Origin of the sequence: Thalassospira profundimaris WP0211 (assembly GCF_000300275.1) — a bacterium.
Classification (GTDB): Bacteria; Pseudomonadota; Alphaproteobacteria; order Rhodospirillales; family Thalassospiraceae; genus Thalassospira; species Thalassospira profundimaris.
On sequence record NZ_AMRN01000008.1, the window covers coordinates 141,519 to 160,520 of the forward strand.

The following is a 19,002-nucleotide window of genomic DNA, read 5'->3' on the forward strand; positions in this document are numbered from 1 at the left end:
CCAAAATTATAATGATTGGTACCTGGGGAGTATCAATCACGGCTTAGGGTAAAGAACCCATAGAAAAAAGGCCGGATCGGCATGTTACCGATCCGGCCCTGTAAATTAAACCAGTTCCTTGGCCGCTTTGACCAGCGCGTCGGCGGTGATGCCGAAATGCTCGTAAAGGACCGGGGCCGGTGCCGAGGCACCAAAACCGTGCATGCCGATAACCTTGCCGTTATCGCCAACATATTTTTCCCAGCCAAAGACCGAAAGCGCTTCGATGGCAACGCGCGGTGCGCTGCCCAGAACGTCCTTGCGGTATTCCGGCGACTGGGCGTCAAACAGTTCCCAGCTCGGCAGTGAAACAACAGCGGCATTGATGCCGTCTGCTTTGAGTTTCGCCTGCGCGTCCATTGCGATCTCGACTTCCGAACCTGTCGCGATCAGGGTGACCTGACGGTCGCCATCGCAATCGGAAATCACATAACCGCCGCGTGCGACAAGGTTGTCTTCGCGGTATTCGGTGCGCAGAACCGGAAGGTTCTGACGGGTCAGTGCCAGAACGGTCGGGCCGGTTTCATTGGTGATCGACATTGCCCATGCTTCGGCGGTTTCAACCGCATCGGCCGGGCGGATCACGGTCACGTTCGGCATGGCGCGAAGCGACGCAACATGTTCGACCGGCTGGTGGGTCGGACCGTCTTCGCCAAGACCGATGGAGTCATGGGTCATGACGTAAACAACGCGCTGGTTCATCAGTGCCGAAAGACGGATCGCCGGGCGGCAATAGTCGGTGAACACCAGGAAGGTGCCACCATAAGGCAGAACGCCGCCATGCAGTGCCAGACCGTTCATGGCTGCTGCCATGCCGTGTTCACGGATACCGTAATAGATATAACCACCTTCATAACCGCCATCGGCGGTGATCGGTGCCTGAACACTGGTCTTGGTGTTGTTCGACCCGGTCAGGTCGGCAGAGCCGCCGATCATTTCCGGGATTGCCTTGGTCAGCACTTCGAGAACATTCTCGGATGCCTTACGGGTTGCGACCTTCGGCTTGTCTTCGGTGATCTGCTTTTTGTAGTCGTTGAAGGCTTCGATCCAGTTTTCCGGAAGCTTGCCTTCGATGCGGCGCTCGAACTCGTCTTTCAGGGCTGCTTCCAGACCTTCGAAACGCGAACCCCAAGCATTGAAGTCCTCGGCACCGCGTGCGCCCGCAGAAAGCCATGCGTCACGGACATCTGCCGGGATTTCAAACGGCTCGGAATCCCAGCCGAGTTTCTTGCGTGCACCAGCAAGTTCTTCGGCGCCAAGCGGGGAGCCATGCGTTGCCGACGTACCACCCTTGGTCGGTGCGCCAAAACCGATTTCGGTTTTGCAGGCAATCATCGACGGCGTGTTGGTGGTTTTGGCTTTGGCAATCGCGGCTTCGATCGCGGCCGGATCGTGGCCGTCGATCTGCTGAACGTCCCAGCCAGCAGCTTCAAAGCGCTTCTTGTGATCTTCGGAAGTCGAAAGCGAAGTCGGGCCATCAATCGAAATGCCGTTGTCATCGAACAGAACGATGAGTTTCGACAGTTTCATGTGACCGGCCATCGAAATGGCTTCCTGCGAAATACCTTCCATCAGGCAACCGTCACCGGCAATCACATAGGTGTAGTGGTCAACAACGCTGTCACCGAAGCGGGCATTCATGATGCGCTCGCCAAGGGCGAAACCGACCGAAGTCGCAATACCCTGACCCAGCGGGCCGGTGGTGGTTTCAATGCCTTCGCCGTGGCCGTATTCCGGGTGGCCCGCGGTGCGGTAGCCCATCTGACGGAAATTCTTGATCTGATCAAGATCGAAGTCTTCGTACCCGGTCAGGTGCAGAAGCGAATAAAGAAGCATCGAACCGTGACCTGCGGACAGGATGAAACGGTCGCGGTCCGGCCAGTTCGGGTGCTTCGGATCGAATTTCAAGAATTTGGTATAAAGAACAGTCGCAACGTCTGCCATGCCCATCGGCATGCCCGGGTGACCGGATTTGGCCTTCTCAACAGCGTCTGCCGAGAGGAAGCGGATGGCATTGGCCATGCGGTTGTGTTCTACTTGCGTCGTCATGTGATGCGGTTCCTGGGGGTTTCGCGGTCGGGCGATGAAAACACTTTTCCATTTATTAACGGAATTCGCGCGGAAGATGCCCTTACAGGGGGCATACGTCAACCGCTTCTATCGAAAATCTGCCATGTTATCTTGATTCAGATTAACCACGCCGCCCTTCGCCATCGCAGATTGACCGTACTGTTGACCAGTTTAGCGCGCCAGTTCTATGTTTTGAACACGGGCAGGGTATCGGGCATCGTTGATGCGGTTTGACTTCGCCGGGGCAAAACGGTTGTTGATCGGAATCTGTGATGTTAGGTTCAGGATCCATTAATTTGATTTGAATGGTTCACCGGATTTGTGCGGATACGCGAAGTAAAACCGCAGGAAGATATGCATCTTTCGAGGCTTTGCGACAAAGTAGCCCGTGCAAATCCGGTGAATCCAGAGGACAGACGTTATATTTGCAAACTCCTGCGTCAAAGCCCTTGGCCGGGATACCAGCCCGCCCGGCGGACTTTTCCTTGAATTTCACAAATATAACGTCTGCCATTCAAACCAAATTAATGGGTCCTGAACCTAAAATCAGCCATGATCATGACATCTTCGACAGGTCAGATCGGTTTTCGATGAGTCGCCGCAGACAATCGACGTCTGCGTTCTTTGGGTAAACAGCAAACATTCGGGTAGGGTTATGTCGCGGTTGCAACAGGCAAGTGATCGGCTGAAAGCAGCATTGGAACGTCTGGAAACGGCTGCGGAGTCGGCAATCGAAGCCAAAAGCCAGGCTACAGACGCTGACACGGCAGAGGTCGAAAACCTGCGCGGTCAACTTTCGGCACTCCGCGAAGATTATGATCGGCTTTGCCGCACCACCGAAACGGTTTCAAACCGCCTTGATGGCGCTGTTGATCAGCTCAAACTCGTCCTTGATGAAGAACCCGCAAAGAAACAGGCATAATTCATGGCACAGGTTTCCATTCGTATTAACGGTCGCAGCTACGACATCGCATGTGACGACGGCCAGGAAGAACGCATTCACGCGCTTGCCAGCTATGTCGACGAGCGGGTCAAGGAAATCTCCGATGCGGTGGGCCAGATCGGTGAACAGCGTCTGCTGGTCATGACAAGCCTTCTCATTGCTGATGAGCTCAGCATGGCACAGGAAAAACTCAATACCGGCCAAAGCCCGGCGGTTGCAGAGGTCGGCAGCCTGTCCGCCGCCGAAGGTGACGCGCTGGCAGAAAATATCGAAAGCATGGCCGAACGGGTCGAGGTGCTTGCCGATCGTCTTGGCAAAGGCTGATCAGGCGACTGTTTTCTGCTGCATGGCTGGTGTGATCACGGGCTGAATTCATGCAATCTACTTGAAATTCAGCTGGTCGAGGACTAAGTTCCGGTCGCTGACAGTTTGCGATGCGTCGTTCGCGGCGATCAAGAACCCAGCACAAGGGAGCTGCCCTGTTCGTCAGGTTCGCTAATTCCCGGGGCCGATGCTCATTTCTCTAGGGAGCTGTCCCTGTCGAGGCCGTGGTCTCGTTATACGGCGCCCACCTGCACTCGCAGGTCACGAGGAATTACCAAATGGCCAACGGCAGTGGTGGCTCCCGCTTATTCTGCTAAAACTCCCTTTTCCATTTCGTGATGCCGGTCATGCGTCCCGGGGCAGGGTGCATTAAACGAAACATGTCTGCCTGCTGGCTGACGCAATACAGGAAGCACAATGCGTTTACTTCATCTTGGCGACGTTCTGGGGCAGTCCGGTCGCAAGGCAGCGCTTGAAGCGCTCCCGATGCTACGTGATCGGTTGTCGGTTGATATCGCGGTGGTGAATGTCGAAAACGCAGCGCACGGCTTTGGCGTCACGGCAAAAATCTGCAAGGAATTCTATGATGCCGGTGCCGATGTCCTGACCACGGGCAATCATGTCTGGGATCAGCGCGAAATCATCGCCTATATCGACGAAGATGAAAAACTGCTGCGTCCCTGGAACTTCCCCGATGGGACACCGGGCAACGGCGATTATGTCTTCAAGACCAAGTCGGGCAAGAAGGTTTGCGTGATTAACATGATGGGCCGTCTGTTCATGGATCCGTTATCCTGCCCGTTCCAAGGCGCGGACAAGCTGTTTAACAAGCATAAGCTTGGCAAGAATGTCGATGCCGTGATCGTCGATTTCCACGCCGAAACCACGTCAGAAAAAATGGCGTTTGGCCATCATTGTGATGGGCGGGCGTCGCTTGTGCTGGGCACGCACACCCACGTGCCAACGGCCGATGCCCAGATCCTGCCAAATGGTACCGGCTATCAGACCGATGTTGGCATGTGCGGCGATTTTGATTCCGTCATTGGCATGAAAAAAGAAAACTCGGTTCGCAAATTCATCACCAAGATGCCGTCCGGCCGGTTCGAACCGGCAGAGGGCCCGGCAACGGTGTGCGGCGTCTATGTTGAAACCGATGACAAGACCGGCCTGGCAAAGCGGATTGAAGCGGTGCGTATCGGTGGCCGCCTTAAAGGCAGCTGGCCCAGCGCCTGACGCCCAAGGCAACAGTCAAAAGATCAAAGAAAAAGGCCCGCCAGATGACGGGCCTTTGTCGTTTCAGATATTGGCTGCAAATTACGCGGCGCGATCACGTGCCTGCTGACGCAGATCATCAAGGATGACAGTAATGCGCGTGCGCAGTTCACTGACTTTCTCGGATGCCGAACGCGACGTGTTCAGGACTTCGCCAGACAGCTGGCCGGTACGACCGGTTTCGTTGGCAACCTCGGCAATCGATGCCGACACCGCACGCGTACGGTCTGCCGCCCCACGCACGTTGCGCGTGATTTCGTCAGTTGCGGCCCCTTGCTGTTCAACTGCGGCCGAAATCGTCGTTGCAATCTCATTGAGGCTGTCAATGATCGAGCCGATCTCGCCAATGGCGGTGACAGACTCTCCGGTCGCTTTCTGAATGCCGGAAATCTGGCCCGAGATTTCCTCGGTCGCCTTTTCGGTCTGGTTGGCAAGATTTTTGACCTCTGCCGCGACAACCGCAAAGCCCTTGCCCGCATCGCCGGCACGTGCCGCCTCGATGGTGGCATTCAGTGCCAGAAGGTTGGTCTGCTCGGCAATGTCGGTGATCAGTGCGATCACCTCGCCAATGCGGCTTGCCGATTGCGACAGGCTGTTGACCAGTTCGTTGGTATGCTGGGCGCGTTGCGCGGCTTCGTTCGAAATACGCGTCGTTTCCGCCATCTGACGGTTAATCTCCGCGTTCGAACTTGAAAGCTGCTCGGTGGCGGAGGCAACAGTTTCAACATTGCCGGTGGCTTCATCGGCCGATTTCGACACCTCGTCACTCTGACCTGACACCAGTTCGGCACTGTCGGTCATCTGACCGGATACGCCTTGAAGCTGTTCGGCAAGGGTGGCGATTTCAGTCACCGCACTTTCGACCTCACCCTGCAGGGTATCAGCAAGTGACAGCAATTCATCGCGCAGTGCCTCGTTGCGTTCACGGTTCAGGCGTTCTTCCTCGGCCTGCATGTCGCGGACCTTGATCGCGTTTGCCTTGAACACATCAACCGCCCGGCCCATGGCAGAAATCTCGTCACTGCCACCTGATGGAACGGCCGCATCAAGGTCGCCATCAGCCAGCGAAATCATCGATTTCTGAAGACCGGCAAGGCGACGCAACAGGTTGCCACGCACATAAACCAGATAGATCAGAAGCGGAATAATGATCGCCGCGGCACCAACGCCGTACATCACCAGCGAGCTTTGCTGGGTCAGGGTGCTTGCGGTGTCGGCTGATTTGTCGACGCCGGATTGAAGATCGGCGACAAGCGCGTTCACACCATCTTCCATAGCAGCGGCAAATTCCGCACTGTCTTCAACGATGTCGATCTGGTCGTCGGCCAGTTTAAGTTCTTCGCTGCGAAGCGAAGAAATGCTTTTGCGGCCCATCGACAGCTTTTTGATGTCGCCAAGCAGGCCTTCATAGAATTTCTTGAGCTTCTCGTTCTCAAGTTCATTGATGGTATTGGCAACGACACCAACCGCCCCACGGACCTGAACACCCATAATGCGAAGTTGCATCCGATCATTCGATGATGCAGCGGACAGAACGGTATTGCTGATTTCAGCACCACTGTTGGCAAGCTGCAGGATCGGGGCCTGGGCTGCCATCAATTCATCGAGTTTGAACAGAAGTCCCTTGGTTGAGGCTTCCTGTTCATCGGTCAAGAAGGCGCCGGCCTGACGCAGGTCATGAACCTGACTGGTAACTTCGGTGATTTTGGTTTGGGATGCCGACAGGATCGGCTGGATCATCGAGTTGTATTTGCCGGTCAGTTGCTGGAACTTCGCAAGGGAATCCGAAAGTTGGCCTGCGACCTCGAAACGTTCAATCGTCGTGTCATGAAGTTCCTGAAGCGACTCAGCAAGGCTTTGGCCATTGGTCTCGATCACCGACAGCGTTTCTTCCGGAAGGCCCGACTGGCTCAGCACCGCAAGATTTTCCTGCAAGTTTGCAAGCATCACATCAAGGTCAGCCTTGACCGCCTGTTCTTCTTCAACGGTGGATGCCGCGATAATGCGTGGTGCGGAGGCCACAATTTTCGCACTGGTTGTTGCAAGCTGCTGGGCAGCAAACATTGGCGGAAGTTGCTCGTAGGCAATCGTGTCAAGCTGGTTGCCGAATTTGGTAAAAGAGAAGACCGATACGGCCGCAGCCAGGATTGCAATCAGACCGACAAGAAAGAAGGCACCCGCCAACTTTTCACGTACGCCAAGCCCTGCTTTGTTCGTCTTTGTTGAGTTTTTCTTTTTTGACGATGACGGCTTTGCGCCGCGCTTGAAACTTAAACCCATAATTAAACCTACCCCGTAGACCAAAGAGACAAGCGTCGCCACATGTGGTGCCGACGCATGTATGTACGTCGTCTGAACGTTTGTTCCCAGCCAAGCCACTTTGGGGAATACCCGATATCCGACCCTGAAAGGATCTCGGGAAATTTGGGGCCTGATCTATTATTATTGTTGTCCGATATAGCACAGGAATCGCATCGGGATCATGAATTTTCGGCCAAACCTGTACGGCTGTATAAAATTCAGGATTGCGCAAAGTGGCTTTTCGCAGTGCCTTGGCTTTATTTCGGATCGAAAGAGGCTGCTTTCAATGTGACCGTCAAACAAAAAGGCCCGCCATTGGCGGGCCTTTTGTCATCAAGTTTTGCCTGTGATCAGGACGCTGCGCGATCATGTGCCTGTTTGCGCAGATCATCCAGAATACCGTTGATCCGCGAACGCAGGTTTTCGACCTTCTGCGATGCATCCTGTGCAGTTGCCAGAACCTGACTGGACAGTTCGCCTGTCTTGCTGGTTTCATTGGCAACCTCGTTGATCGAGGCCGAAACAGAACGCGTGCGATCCGCAGCCCCGCGCACGTTACGCGTGATCTCGTCAGTGGCGGCACCCTGTTCCTCGACCGCAGCCGAGATGGTGGTCGCGATCTCATTGATGTTTTCAATGATACGGCCGATATCGCCGATGGCATTGACGGACTCACCGGTGGCTTTCTGAATACCCGAAATCTGGCCAGAAATTTCCTCGGTGGCTTTTTCCGTCTGGTTGGCAAGGTTCTTGACCTCGGCAGCAACAACCGCAAAGCCCTTGCCCGCATCCCCGGCACGTGCCGCCTCGATGGTGGCGTTCAGGGCCAGAAGGTTGGTCTGCTCGGCAATGTCGGTGATCAGTGCGATCACTTCGCCAATGCGGTCTGCAGACTGCGACAGGCTGACCACCAGTTCGTTGGTTTCCTGTGCACGGTTGGATGCTTCGTTCGAGATACGGGTCGATTCCGCCATCTGACGGTTGATTTCCGCATTCGATGCCGACAGCTGTTCGGTCGCAGCAGCAACAGTTTCAACGTTGCCGGTCGCTTCCTGTGCAGAGCTTGCAACTTCTTCGGTCTGGCCCGAAACCAGTTCCGCACTTGACGTCATCTGGCCGGAAACGCCCTGAAGCTGATCACCAAGTGCCGCGATTTCGTTCACGGCACTTTCAACTTCGTTCTGCAGGGTGTCGGCCAGTGCCAGCAACTCGTCACGAAGTGCTTCGTTGCGTTCATGGTTAAGGCGTTCTTCCTCGGCCTGCATGGCCTGGACCTTAAGGGCGTTGTCCTTAAAGACGTCAACCGCACGGCCCATGGCGCTGATTTCGTCATTGCCCTTGGACGGCACGACGACATCAAGATTGCCATCAGCAAGCTGAACCATGGTTTTCTGCAAACCACCAAGGCGGCGCAGAACGTTGCCACGGACATACAGCACATAAATCGCAAGCGAGATAATGATGGCTGCGACGGCGACAACAAACAGGGCGGTCAGGCTCTGTTTCTCGACAACCTTCGCCTGGGCGGCGGCATCATTGACTTCTGCATTCAGACCGGCAACCAGTTCGGCAACGCTGTTACGCATTGCGTTGGCATATTCGCCACTCTGCACGACAAGCGCCTGGCTTTGTTCGGTGGCCTCAAGTTCACGTTTGCGAAGATCTGGCAGGCTGCCTTCACCAACCGACAGTTTCTGCATCTTGTCGATCAGATCGACATAGAATGCCTTGAGGCGATCGTTATCAAGCTCATCAAGCTTGCTAAGCGCATCGGTGTACGTTCCGCGAATACGCACCGGAATGATCGACAGGCGAACCGCCTGGGTTTCCGTGGTGCTGGAAATGATCATGTTTGATGCGGCAGAACCGAGACGCTCGATATCAAGGATCGGCGTGCGCGTCTCGATCGCTGATGCGAACTTCTGGAAGGACGCAAGAATTTCTTCTTTGTCCGCGCTGTATTTCTTTGATGGATCTTCTTCAAAGGACGCGGCGAATTCGCTGCCTTGGGCGATGTCGTTTTGGGTATAGGACAGCACCGGCTTTAAGGTGTCACCATACCGTTTCGCCAGATTCTGGAACTCTTCGAGTTTCGCGGCTTTTTCGTCGCTGATCTGGAAACGTTCCTGGGTCACGTCGTGCAGCTGTTTGAGGTTGTCCTCAAGCAGGGCGCGATTGTCGTTGATGCTTGCAATTACCGCGGGCATAAAGCCGGTCGCCTCAATTTCGGCGATGCGGACACTAAGCTCTTCAAGACGAACCGCAAGCTCATCGTTAATCGCGGTTTCTTCTTCCGGATTGGCGGCGGCCACGATGCGCGGCGCAATGGCGACAATTTCTGCACTTCCTGTTGCCAGTGACTGAGCCGCGGCAATCGGCGGAAGCTTTTCTTCGGTAATGGTATTAAGCGCACTACCGAACTGATTGAAGGAAATAGCACCGACAATGGCAGAAATCACTGCCATCAATCCGACCACAGCAAACGATATCAAAAGTTTGCTTTGGACCCCGAATTTAGTTCCCATTCTATCTAACCTTTTTTCCTGGCTGTTTCCGTATGGCTTCTTTGTCCATTCCGGTTGTTTCTGGCACCGCAGGATCATATGCAGTCCTGCGTTAGGCGACAGCTTGGCCCTAGAGAGTATTCTGCTTTAGTTTAATATCTACACCAGAGAACATTAATGAAAGAATATCAAGACGTCTGCAACATCTATCCGCGTATAGTGCACGACTATCCCCGGATAGGTTGATCATAATTTCGATGCATTAATCTCCAAAAACCTGACCCTTACGCCCGATATTTGGCGATCTCGCCAAGCATGGCTGGACCTTGCTGGGTAAACAGGATATAGGAGCGGTCGAAATTTTCGTTCGCGTATGTCGCAGATATGAATGTGTCATCCTGCACATGCCCGGACGGGCTGGTCTGTCAGGGAACGCCCGTATGACCGGCGTGGTATCACCCGATACCGTTCCACTTCGAATTCATTGACGACAGGTTACAGGTTATGGCCGGCCATTCCCAATTTAAGAACATCATGCACCGCAAAGGTGCGCAGGATAAAAAGCGCGCCAAGATCTTCACCAAACTCGCGCGTGAAATCACTGTTGCCGCGAAAATCAGCGAAGACATCGACAGCAACCCGCGTCTGCGTGCCGCGATTTCTGCGGCTCGTGCCCAGAATATGCCCAAGGACAACATCGATCGTGCCATCAAAAAGGCGACCGGTGCAGGCGAAGGTGATAACTACGAAGAAGTCCGCTACGAGGGTTATGGCACCGCTGGCGTTGCCGTCATCGTCGAAGCACTGACCGACAACCGTAACCGTACCGCATCCGAAGTACGTGCTGCCTTTACCAAGCATGGCGGCAACCTGGGTGAAACCGGTTCGGTCGGTTTCATGTTCAACCGTGTCGGCGAAATCGTCTATCCGATCGACAAGGCCGATGCTGACGAAATCTTCGAAGCAGCCCTTGAAGCCGGTGCTGCGAATGCAGAGTCCGATGATCAGAACCACATCATCGACACCGAGATCGAAGACCTCAACGCTGTGCGCGAAGCCCTGACCGAAAAATTCGGCGATCCGGAAAGCGCAAAGCTGGTCTTCCGCGCCACCACCGAAGCCGACATTTCAGTCGAACAGGCGCAAAGCATCATGAAACTTGTCGATGTGCTTGAAGATAACGACGACGTCCAGAATGTCTGGACCAACGTTAACTGGACCGACGAAATCGTCGCTGGTCTCGATAACTAATTAATATTTGCCAACACCCGCCTTTCGCTTTTGAATGGCGGGTGTTTTGTATCTGGAACCCGCTTTTTTGGGGGATGTAGTGGTCAGAGTGCTCGGGATTGATCCCGGTCTGCAACGAACCGGTTGGGGCGTCATTGACCTCGATAACAATCGTATGCGCCATGTCGCCAATGGCGTGGTGACGTCCACCCAGTCATTGACCCTTGCCGAACGCCTTGATCAACTACACACCGGCCTGATCGAAGTGATCCGGATCTGGACACCCGACGAGGCGGCGGTCGAAGAAACGTTCGTCAATAAAAACCCGGTTTCGACCCTGAAACTGGGGCAGGCGCGTGGTGTTGCACTGCTTGCGCCTGCACGTAGCGGCATTCCGGTAACGGAATATACACCCAATGCCGTCAAAAAGACTGTGGTTGGTGCTGGTCATGCTGCCAAACAGCAGGTCGAAATGATGGTTTCAACCCTGCTGCCGGGATGTGACATTGCCGGGCCGGATGCCGCAGATGCCCTTGCGGTTGCCATATGCCACGCGCAACATGCCGGGAACCGGTCGCTTGCCAATTCGATGGCAGCACACCCAACACGAAACGGGAGAAAATACAGGTGATCGCCAAACTGCGCGGAATTGTGGATTTCATCGGCGAAGACAGCGTCATTATCGATGTCAACGGCGTGGGCTATCTTGTTTTTGCCTCCCGCCGCACGCTTTCGATGTTGCCGCCAAAGGGCGGGGATGCCGGCCTGATGATCGAAACCCACGTTCGCGAAGATCACATTCATCTCTATGGCTTTGCCGATAACGCCGAAAAGCAATGGTTTGCCTTGCTTACCACCGTGCAGGGTGTCGGTGCCAAGGTTGCACTCGCCCTGTTGTCGGTTCTGACGCCCACCGATCTTTTGCGCGCACTGGCCGCCCAGGATACCACGGCCCTTTGCCGCGCACCGGGAATCGGCCCCAAGGTCGCAACCCGTATTGTTGGCGAACTTAAAGACAAGGCCGCAAAACTGAACCTTGGCCCGGTTGCGGCCCCGGCGGCCCCCGCCGTCGAAGACGCAAAGCCAGCCGCAAAATCCAAGAAATCAGCCAAGGCCACCACAGATGTGAGCATCGACACAGCGCCAGCCGAACCGGTTGTAGATGATAGTGTCGTTTTGGCGGACGCGGTTTCGGCACTGGTCAATCTTGGCTATGGCCGGTCCGAGGCATTTGGTGCGGTGGGCAAGGCCGCCCAGCAGGCGGGCGACGACAAGTCGATCGATACCCTGATTCGTCTGGGACTAAAGGAGCTTAGCGCGTGAGCGAAGAAGAAGACCGTCTGCTCAGTGGTGAGCGCCGCGAAGAAGATCATCAGGATGGATCGCTGCGTCCCCGTCGGCTTGACGATTTTACCGGCCAGAAAGAAGTCCGTGAAAACCTTGATGTCTTCATCAAGGCTGCCAGTGCGCGCGAAGAAGCCATGGACCATGTCCTGTTCTTTGGCCCGCCGGGGCTTGGCAAAACCACGCTTTCGCAAATTGTTGCCAGTGAACTCGGTGTCGGCTTTCGCGCAACATCCGGCCCGGTAATTGCCAAGGCCGGTGATCTCGCCGCCCTTCTGACCAACCTGCAGCCGCGCGATGTTTTGTTCATTGATGAAATTCACCGTCTGAACCCGGCGGTGGAGGAAATCCTTTATCCAGCAATGGAAGACTTCCAGCTTGATCTGATCATCGGCGAAGGGCCGGCTGCGCGCTCTGTGCGGATTGATTTGCCGCCCTTTACCCTGGTGGGTGCCACCACGCGTTCGGGTCTTCTGACCACGCCGCTCAGGGATCGTTTTGGTATTCCGCTGCGCCTTCGGTTCTACGAGCCCGAAGAACTGGTCAGCATCGTTGCCCGTGGTGCACGGCTTTTGAATTTCGACATGACCGAAGAAGGTGCGATGGAAATCGCCCGTCGGTCACGCGGCACGCCGCGTATTGCCGGTCGCTTGTTGCGTCGCGTACGTGATTTCGCGGCCGTGGCGGAAAAATCGCCGGTCGACAAATTCATTGCCGATGCGGCCCTGACCCGGCTTGAGGTCGATAACCTTGGTCTTGATAGCCAGGACAGACGATACCTTAATTGTATCGCCAGCAACTATGGCGGTGGTCCGGTTGGGGTCGATACATTGGCCGCCGCCCTGTCCGAAGAACGCGATACCATCGAAGACGTGATCGAACCTTATCTGCTGCAACAGGGCCTGATCCAGCGTACCCCGCGCGGGCGCATGCTGGGTGTTAAGGGCTTCAAGCATCTTGGGCTGACCCCGCCACGCCAAGCAGGCGGGATGCCGCTTTCCGATCTGTTTGACGGGCAGGCGGGGGAAGAATCCTGATGGCCCAACAAGATCACGACGCCATTCTTGGCCGCTTCGAAGGCAAGCGGCATATCTATCCGCTGATTGTCTATTACGAGAACACAGATGCCGGTGGCGTTGTCTATCACGCCAACTATTTAGCGTTCGCCGAACGGGCACGTTCAGCGATGCTTAACCTGTTGGGCTTTACCAATCGAAATATTGCAGAACGCCACAAAGTTGCCATAGCCGTTCGACAGTGTACGCTCGACTTTAAACGCCCTGCGCTTTTGGAAGACCGTATTTCGGTCGAAAGCCGGGTGATCAAGGTTGGGGGCGCATCGCTTGGTTTTGAACAAAAGATTATGCGGGGCGACGACGAACTGGTGGTGATCGAGATTTATCTCGCCTGCATGTCGTTGGAAGAACTTCGGGCACAACGTCTGCCCGACGAACTAAGAACAGTATTTAATAGTTGTCTTGATGTGACAAAGGACTGACGGGAATATGGAAAATCAAGTGGTCGACGCGGTAACGCTGGGGCAGTCGGTCATGGCACATGATATGTCTCTTTGGGGACTTTTCATGCAGGCTGGGCTGGTCGTCAAAACAGTGATGATCGGTCTTTTGCTGGCTTCTGTCTGGGTTTGGGCGATTGTCTTCGAGAAAATCCTGCGATTGCGCAAATTGCGCGCCCAGGCAAACACCTTCGAAGAAGCCTTCTGGTCGGGTGGATCACTTGAAGATCTGTATGACCGTATCGCCGACAAGCCGCGCGATCCGATGTCAGCCATCTTTGTTTCGGCCATGCGCGAATGGCGCCGTTCGAACGCAAAGGGTGTCCATGGCGACACCATGCGTGCCCGCCTTCAGCAGCGCCTTGAAAAATCCATGGAAATTACTCTTGGTCGTGAAATGGACCGGGTGGAACGGTATATGACCTTCCTGGCATCCGTTGGTTCGACCGCACCGTTTGTTGGTCTGTTCGGCACGGTCTGGGGCATCATGGTTTCGTTCCAGTCGATCGCCGCATCAAAGAACACCTCGCTTGCGGTTGTCGCACCGGGTATTGCCGAGGCCCTTTTTGCAACGGCCATGGGCCTTGTTGCTGCGATCCCTGCTGTGGTTGCCTATAACAAGATTTCCAGCGACTTGAACCGTTACAGCAACCGCCTCGAAGCTTTCGTGGACGAGTTCTCCTCGATCCTTTCGCGCCAACTTGACGACACGAGAGACTGATTATGGGCGCACAGCTTGCCAAATCAGGCGGAGGACGCCGTCGCGGTCGCCGGAGTAACCGGCGGGCAGCGATGAGTGACATCAACGTCACCCCGATGGTCGACGTCATGCTGGTGTTGCTGGTGATCTTCATGGTCGCAGCCCCGCTGATGACGGTCGGGGTCGAGGTTGATCTGCCGGAAACCAGTGCCGCACCGATGACCGGTCAGGACGAGCCGCTGGTGGTGTCGGTCTCTGCCGAAGGCACGATCTACATCATGGATAGCGAAATCGCGCAGGACACCCTGACCGAAAAGCTTGCCGCCATTACTGACAACAAGGCCGATACCCGCATCTTTGTCCGCGGGGACAAGACGATTGATTATGGCCGTGTGATGGAAGTCATGGGCCTGATCAAGGATGCCGGTTTCACCAAAGTCGCCCTGATCGCCGAATTGCCGGCAAAGGGTTCGTAAACGAATCATGCTGCGTTACGCTCTCATATCGTTTGGTCTGCACGCTGTCCTGTTTCTGGTGGCGTGGCTTGGGCTGCCTGATCTGTTTGATGAAACACCGTTGGAATTGCAGTCCATTTCGGTTGAAGTCGTGACAGTTGACGAATTTTCCGCGGCCCCGACCAAGGCTTTGCCAAAACCGGAACCGAAAGAGGAACCGAAACCAAAGCCGACCCCGAAGCCGGAACCCAAGCCAGAGCCGAAACCGGAACCAAAGCCGGAACCCAAGCCTGAGCCGAAGCCCGAACCAAAACCGGAGCCCAAGCCAGAGCCGAAGCCTGAGCCAAAACCGACACCAAAGCCGGAACCGGTTCCGACGCCAGACGTTAAAAAAGAGCCGGAGCCAAAACCGGAGCCGACTGAGCTTGCCGCTGTAAAGCCGGAATCCAAGCCGACGCCGCCGAAACCGGAACCGGTCAAAAAGCCGGAGCCGAAAAAGGAAGAGCCGAAGAAACGCGATCTCATGAGCGTTCTTAAGGATGTCAGCAAGCTTAAGGAAACGGCAGAAGCCACACCGGAGCAGCAGCCAGACGAAACGCCGGAAGAAAATGCCAGCGAGGTTGTCGCGACCAGGCTTGATGCCAATCTGACCATGAGCGAGCTTGATGCCGTAAAACGTCAGATCGAAAAATGCTGGAGCCCCCCGGCCGGGGCCAAGGAGGCGGGCAACTTTGCGGTTGAAATTCATGTCAGCGCAAACCCGGACGGAACCGTCCGTTTGGCGCGGATTAGCAATCTGAACGAAATCCAGGGCGACACTTCCCGCCGTACGATTGCAGAAAGCGCGCTTCGAGCAGTGCTAAATCCGCAATGCAGTCCTCTAAAACTGCCGCTGGATAAATACGAAATGTGGCGCACATTCACGTTCAATTTTGACATGCGTGAAATGCTGGGCCTTTAACGACCAAGTTCTTGAACACGCGTGGAAAATAGCGAGGCAGGATGACGATCAAGACCAACGCAATAAAACGATTTTGGGCTAAAGGCAGTGTCGCGGCACTGTGCGCCCTTGCCGTTGTCGCTGGCCTGAATGTCGGGTTCATGTCGCCGGCAAAGGCGGAACTCCGGATTGATATTACCCGGGGCGAATTGAAGCCGATGCCAATTGCCGTCACCCGCTTCCCGGGCGAAGGCGTTGCCGAAACCGAGATCGGTCAGAACATGACCCAGGTGATTGCCGCAGATCTCGAACGTTCGGGCCTGTTTTCACCGATTGATGAAAAGGCATTCATTCAGAGTGCTGCATCATTGGCGGTAAACCCGAACTTCGCCGAATGGCGGGCCATCAATGCGCAGGCCCTGGTGAACGGTCGTGTTGTGACCGAACCAAATGGTCTTCTGCGTGTCGAATTCCGCCTGTGGGATGTTTTGGCTGAAACCCAGATGTCTGGCGTTGCGTATCGTACGCAGCCAAACAACTGGCGTCGGATTGCTCACAAGATTGCGGACGAGATTTACAAACGTATCACCGGTGAAACCGGCTATTTCGATACGCGCGTTGTCTACGTCTCTGAATCCGGTCCGGCCGATAACCGGACCAAACGACTGGCCATCATGGATCAGGACGGTGCAAACCACCGGTTCCTGTCTGATGGACGGTTCCTCGTGCTGAACCCGCGCTTCTCGCCGACGGCACAGGAAGTGGTTTATATGTCGTACTTTAACGACAAGCCGCGCGTTTATGTTTTGGATATAGATACCGGCGAGTTGGAATTGCTGGGTGATTTTCCGGGGATGACCTTTGCGCCCCGATTCGCGCCAGACGGGAACTCGGTTGTGATGTCACAAGCGCTTGACGGGAACAGTGAAATTTATGGACTGGACCTGCGCACGCGTGAAAAGCGTCAATTGACGCGCCATCCGGCCGTGGATACCTCGCCTTCCTATTCTCCGGACGGGTCTCGCATTGCGTTCAACTCCGACCGCAGTGGGGCACAACAACTTTATGTGATGAATGCCGATGGTGGGGGCGTACAGCGCATCAGCTTCGGTGGTGGACGTTATGCCACCCCGGTCTGGTCGCCGCGCGGAGACCTGATCGCATTCACCAAATCCGAAGGAGGTCGTTATTATATCGGCGTCATGCGGCCAGACGGCAGTGGAGAAAGGCTGCTGGCCGAGGGTTACCTCGTTGAGGGACCAACATGGGCACCGAACGGTCGAGTTTTGATGTACTACCGCCAGCACCCGTCCAGGGACGGGACCAAGGATCGCTATCGTTTGTATTCGATTGATCTTACCGGTTATAACGAGCGAGAGATCGTTACACCGGCGGATGGGTCGGATCCTGCATGGTCGCCCTTGATTCCCTGATATCTCAAGAGTATAGTCATCGCGAAGCACTGAATGCGATTCGCTTTAATCGCGGGCATTTTCGGTGTCGCGAGACATGGAAAACACCAACCTCGGGCGAATGCGTCCGGTGTTAAGGGGAAAACTTAAATGAAACTTCGTATTCTGAGCGTTTTTGCTGCTGCCGCTCTTCTGGCTGCTTGTGAAACTGCACCTGATAGCACGGCAACCACTGGTGGCGACGGTGCAAGCACTTCTTCCAGCGCATCGACTTCGACTTCTTTGGCTGAAAGCAGCCCTGAGTGGTTCGCTGTCAACGTTGGTGACCGCGTCTTCTTTGGTTTCGACAAATACGATCTTGCCGGTGAAGCACGTCGCACCCTCGAACTGCAGGCTGCTTGGCTGAAGAAATATCCGCAGTACAAAGTTGTTGTTGAAGGTCATGCCGACGAGCGCGGCACCCGTGAATACAACCTTGCACTCGGCGAACGCCGCGCGAACTCGGTCAAAGATTACCTGATCGCTCTGGGCATCGACCCGTCGCGCATCGAGACCATTTCTTATGGTAAAGAGCGCCCGGTTGCTCTTGGCCATGACGAAGAAAGCTGGGCTAAAAACCGCCGCTCTGTATCGGTTATCCGTTAAGCGCGTGCAGGTGAAAGCCTGACTTGAAGATCAAGGCGCCTGTCCCGTTTGGGGCAGGCGCCTTATTTTTGCCGCCTGAAAATGTTTGAAAGTCACGACAGGTATTTCCATAGTGAACCTTCAAAGACTGAATTGACGAAAAAGGACCCGAAAATGATCCGCGTTCGATCCGCCATTTCGCCAAAGAACCGCAACGTCCTGATGGCTCTTGCCGTCGGAGCTGTGTTTGGCATGACATCACTCGGGTCCCAGCCGGTTCACGCGCAAGACGCCAACATGTCGCGTCAGGTAGAACAATTGCGCAAGGACCTCGATCTTTTGCAGCGTTATGTCTATCGCGAAGGCACCGGTGATGCCGCACAGGCCGCTGTCTCGGGTGGTGATGGCGGCGGGGCTGCAACCCCGGCTGCAGCGCGCCAACAGGTCCAGATCAGTGCACTGGAACGCACGACCACCCAACTGACCGGTCAGCTTGAAGAATTCGACTACCGCATTCGCAAGATGGAAGACCGCCTGGAACGTCTGGTGGCCGATATTGATTTCCGCCTTAACCAGCTTGAAAGTGGCGGCGTTGCGACCAGTGGCGCAAACGCCGGTGGGGCAACTGCACCACTTGCTGGGGGCACGGCTGTACAAGGTGCCAATAACTCTGCCGCCAACAGCGCACCGGGGGCTGCCGGTTCGGGTGAGTCTCTGAATGAACGCGGCACCCAGCTGTTTGGCGTGATTGAAAGCGAAGGCCAGCCGCCGCAAATTCCAAGCGGGGCTGCCGCATCCAACGCATCCGCACCAACTCAGAGTGCTGCGGCAACCACCGGCACGCCTGAAGAACAGTATCGCGAAGCCTTTGGCCTTCTGCGCAAACAGGATTTCCAGGCCGCCGAACAGGCGCTGGGCAATTTCGTCAGCAACCATCCCAACGATCCGCTGGCGGGCAATGCGCAATACTGGTTGGGTGAAACCTATTATGTGCGTGGCCAGTATGAAAATGCTGCCATCGCCTTTACCGAAGGTTTCCAGACCTACCCCGACAGCACCAAGGCACCCGATAACCTTCTGAAGCTTGGCATGTCGCTGGCTAATCTTGGCAAGAACGAAGATGCCTGCACGGCCTTTGGTCACCTGATCGACAATTTCCCGAACGCCTCGAACGTCGTTCTGGACCGCGCCCGTCAGGAACGCCAGAACCGTGGATGTCCGCAGTAAACCCTGCGTATGACAGACCGATGATCGGCAACCTTACGACATCAGAAAATCAAAATACGGCGTCCGGTGGATCTCCACTGGACGCCGTTGTCTTTGATAGA

Annotated in this window: 17 protein-coding genes and 1 other RNA gene; 15 read left to right on the forward strand and 3 right to left on the reverse strand. The window is 55.4% G+C overall.

Translation table 11 applies throughout. The annotated features are described in order from the left end of the window. Nucleotides 1-105 precede the first annotated feature (105 nt). Entirely contained in the window at nt 106-2,088 is a 1,983-nt protein-coding gene (gene tkt / locus TH2_RS15425) for a transketolase (RefSeq protein ID WP_008891367.1), read from the reverse strand. Between the two features lie 676 nt (nt 2,089-2,764). Here tkt and TH2_RS15440 point away from each other — a divergent pair. The 4 genes from TH2_RS15440 to TH2_RS15450 all read left to right on the forward strand — a co-directional run bounded on the left by TH2_RS15440 (nt 2,765) and on the right by TH2_RS15450 (nt 4,609). Further along, the gene (locus TH2_RS15440; RefSeq protein WP_008891368.1) at nt 2,765-3,031 is read left to right on the forward strand and encodes a hypothetical protein; all 267 of its coding nucleotides are present in this window, start codon (nt 2,765-2,767) and stop codon (nt 3,029-3,031) included. Nucleotides 3,032-3,034: 3 nt separating this feature from the next. Then, nucleotides 3,035-3,376 carry a cell division protein ZapA gene (locus TH2_RS15445; protein ID WP_008891369.1) on the forward strand — a complete coding sequence of 114 codons (342 nt, stop codon included), beginning with the start codon at nt 3,035-3,037 and terminating at the stop codon, nt 3,374-3,376. Nucleotides 3,377-3,520: 144 nt separating this feature from the next. After that, nucleotides 3,521-3,681, forward strand: a non-coding RNA gene (ssrS, locus tag TH2_RS20795) — 6S RNA. 112 nt (nt 3,682-3,793) lie between these two features. After that, nucleotides 3,794-4,609, forward strand: coding sequence for a TIGR00282 family metallophosphoesterase (locus tag TH2_RS15450; RefSeq protein WP_008891370.1), 816 nt, complete (start codon nt 3,794-3,796; stop codon nt 4,607-4,609). A gap of 81 nt (nt 4,610-4,690) precedes the next feature. Here the strand turns inward: TH2_RS15450 and TH2_RS20600 are convergent, their stop codons facing one another. Together TH2_RS20600 and TH2_RS20605 are read right to left on the reverse strand one after the other, a co-directional pair. Further along, nucleotides 4,691-6,928, reverse strand: a complete 2,238-nt coding sequence (locus TH2_RS20600; protein ID WP_008891371.1) for a methyl-accepting chemotaxis protein — start codon at nt 6,926-6,928, stop codon at nt 4,691-4,693. 371 nt (nt 6,929-7,299) lie between these two features. After that, nucleotides 7,300-9,552, reverse strand: a complete 2,253-nt coding sequence (locus TH2_RS20605; protein ID WP_338010119.1) for a HAMP domain-containing methyl-accepting chemotaxis protein — start codon at nt 9,550-9,552, stop codon at nt 7,300-7,302. Nucleotides 9,553-9,957: 405 nt separating this feature from the next. On the opposite strand from TH2_RS20605, the gene TH2_RS15465 reads away from it, so the two are divergent. The 11 genes from TH2_RS15465 (at nt 9,958) to ybgF (ending at nt 18,901) form a co-directional block, all read left to right on the forward strand. Continuing rightward, a complete protein-coding gene (locus tag TH2_RS15465) occupies nt 9,958-10,704 on the forward strand; it encodes a YebC/PmpR family DNA-binding transcriptional regulator (RefSeq protein ID WP_008891373.1) in 747 nt (248 codons plus the stop codon). 34 nt (nt 10,705-10,738) lie between these two features. Then, the gene (gene ruvC, locus TH2_RS15470) at nt 10,739-11,314 is read left to right on the forward strand and encodes a crossover junction endodeoxyribonuclease RuvC (RefSeq protein WP_051007649.1); all 576 of its coding nucleotides are present in this window, start codon (nt 10,739-10,741) and stop codon (nt 11,312-11,314) included. Further along, on the forward strand, nt 11,311-12,006 hold the full coding sequence (gene ruvA / locus TH2_RS15475) for a Holliday junction branch migration protein RuvA (RefSeq protein WP_008891375.1): 696 nt from the start codon (nt 11,311-11,313) through the stop codon (nt 12,004-12,006). The genes ruvC and ruvA overlap by 4 nt, the downstream gene beginning before the upstream one ends. Further along, complete coding sequence (ruvB, locus tag TH2_RS15480) at nt 12,003-13,064, forward strand: Holliday junction branch migration DNA helicase RuvB (protein WP_008891376.1); 1,062 nt, start codon at nt 12,003-12,005, stop codon at nt 13,062-13,064. Before ruvA ends, ruvB begins: the two co-directional genes overlap by 4 nt. Then, nucleotides 13,064-13,525, forward strand: a complete 462-nt coding sequence (locus TH2_RS15485; RefSeq protein ID WP_008891377.1) for a YbgC/FadM family acyl-CoA thioesterase — start codon at nt 13,064-13,066, stop codon at nt 13,523-13,525. Before ruvB ends, TH2_RS15485 begins: the two co-directional genes overlap by 1 nt. 7 nt (nt 13,526-13,532) lie before the next feature. Continuing rightward, on the forward strand, nt 13,533-14,264 hold the full coding sequence (gene tolQ / locus TH2_RS15490; protein WP_008891378.1) for a protein TolQ: 732 nt from the start codon (nt 13,533-13,535) through the stop codon (nt 14,262-14,264). Between the two features lie 2 nt (nt 14,265-14,266). Continuing rightward, nucleotides 14,267-14,719: a protein TolR gene (gene tolR / locus TH2_RS15495; protein ID WP_040824151.1), complete on the forward strand. Its 453-nt coding sequence runs from the start codon at nt 14,267-14,269 to the stop codon at nt 14,717-14,719. A 7-nt stretch (nt 14,720-14,726) separates the two neighbouring features. Beyond that, nucleotides 14,727-15,659 carry an energy transducer TonB gene (locus tag TH2_RS15500; RefSeq protein WP_008891380.1) on the forward strand — a complete coding sequence of 311 codons (933 nt, stop codon included), beginning with the start codon at nt 14,727-14,729 and terminating at the stop codon, nt 15,657-15,659. Between the two features lie 41 nt (nt 15,660-15,700). After that, on the forward strand, nt 15,701-17,071 hold the full coding sequence (tolB, locus tag TH2_RS15505) for a Tol-Pal system beta propeller repeat protein TolB (RefSeq protein WP_008891381.1): 1,371 nt from the start codon (nt 15,701-15,703) through the stop codon (nt 17,069-17,071). Between the two features lie 129 nt (nt 17,072-17,200). After that, a complete protein-coding gene (gene pal / locus TH2_RS15510; RefSeq protein WP_008891382.1) occupies nt 17,201-17,695 on the forward strand; it encodes a peptidoglycan-associated lipoprotein Pal in 495 nt (164 codons plus the stop codon). A gap of 153 nt (nt 17,696-17,848) precedes the next feature. Next, nucleotides 17,849-18,901, forward strand: coding sequence for a tol-pal system protein YbgF (ybgF, locus tag TH2_RS15515; protein ID WP_008891383.1), 1,053 nt, complete (start codon nt 17,849-17,851; stop codon nt 18,899-18,901). Nucleotides 18,902-19,002 lie beyond the last annotated feature (101 nt).

What these genes read in the sequence shown, in the direction of transcription:
- TH2_RS15450 (WP_008891370.1), top strand. Translation starts at nt 3,794, where the DNA reads ATGCGTTTACTTCATCTTGGCGACGTTCTGGGGCAGTCCGGTCGCAAG.
- tolB (WP_008891381.1), top strand. Translation starts at nt 15,701, where the DNA reads ATGACGATCAAGACCAACGCAATAAAACGATTTTGGGCTAAAGGCAGT.
- TH2_RS15500 (WP_008891380.1), top strand. Translation starts at nt 14,727, where the DNA reads ATGCTGCGTTACGCTCTCATATCGTTTGGTCTGCACGCTGTCCTGTTT.
- ybgF (WP_008891383.1), top strand. Translation starts at nt 17,849, where the DNA reads ATGATCCGCGTTCGATCCGCCATTTCGCCAAAGAACCGCAACGTCCTG.
- TH2_RS15465 (WP_008891373.1), top strand. Translation starts at nt 9,958, where the DNA reads ATGGCCGGCCATTCCCAATTTAAGAACATCATGCACCGCAAAGGTGCG.
- tkt (WP_008891367.1), bottom strand. Translation starts at nt 2,088, where the DNA reads ATGACGACGCAAGTAGAACACAACCGCATGGCCAATGCCATCCGCTTC.
- TH2_RS15440 (WP_008891368.1), top strand. Translation starts at nt 2,765, where the DNA reads ATGTCGCGGTTGCAACAGGCAAGTGATCGGCTGAAAGCAGCATTGGAA.
- pal (WP_008891382.1), top strand. Translation starts at nt 17,201, where the DNA reads ATGAAACTTCGTATTCTGAGCGTTTTTGCTGCTGCCGCTCTTCTGGCT.
- tolR (WP_040824151.1), top strand. Translation starts at nt 14,267, where the DNA reads ATGGGCGCACAGCTTGCCAAATCAGGCGGAGGACGCCGTCGCGGTCGC.
- tolQ (WP_008891378.1), top strand. Translation starts at nt 13,533, where the DNA reads ATGGAAAATCAAGTGGTCGACGCGGTAACGCTGGGGCAGTCGGTCATG.
- TH2_RS15485 (WP_008891377.1), top strand. Translation starts at nt 13,064, where the DNA reads ATGGCCCAACAAGATCACGACGCCATTCTTGGCCGCTTCGAAGGCAAG.
- TH2_RS20605 (WP_338010119.1), bottom strand. Translation starts at nt 9,552, where the DNA reads ATGATCCTGCGGTGCCAGAAACAACCGGAATGGACAAAGAAGCCATAC.
- ruvC (WP_051007649.1), top strand. Translation starts at nt 10,739, where the DNA reads ATGGCGGGTGTTTTGTATCTGGAACCCGCTTTTTTGGGGGATGTAGTG.
- TH2_RS15445 (WP_008891369.1), top strand. Translation starts at nt 3,035, where the DNA reads ATGGCACAGGTTTCCATTCGTATTAACGGTCGCAGCTACGACATCGCA.
- TH2_RS20600 (WP_008891371.1), bottom strand. Translation starts at nt 6,928, where the DNA reads ATGGGTTTAAGTTTCAAGCGCGGCGCAAAGCCGTCATCGTCAAAAAAG.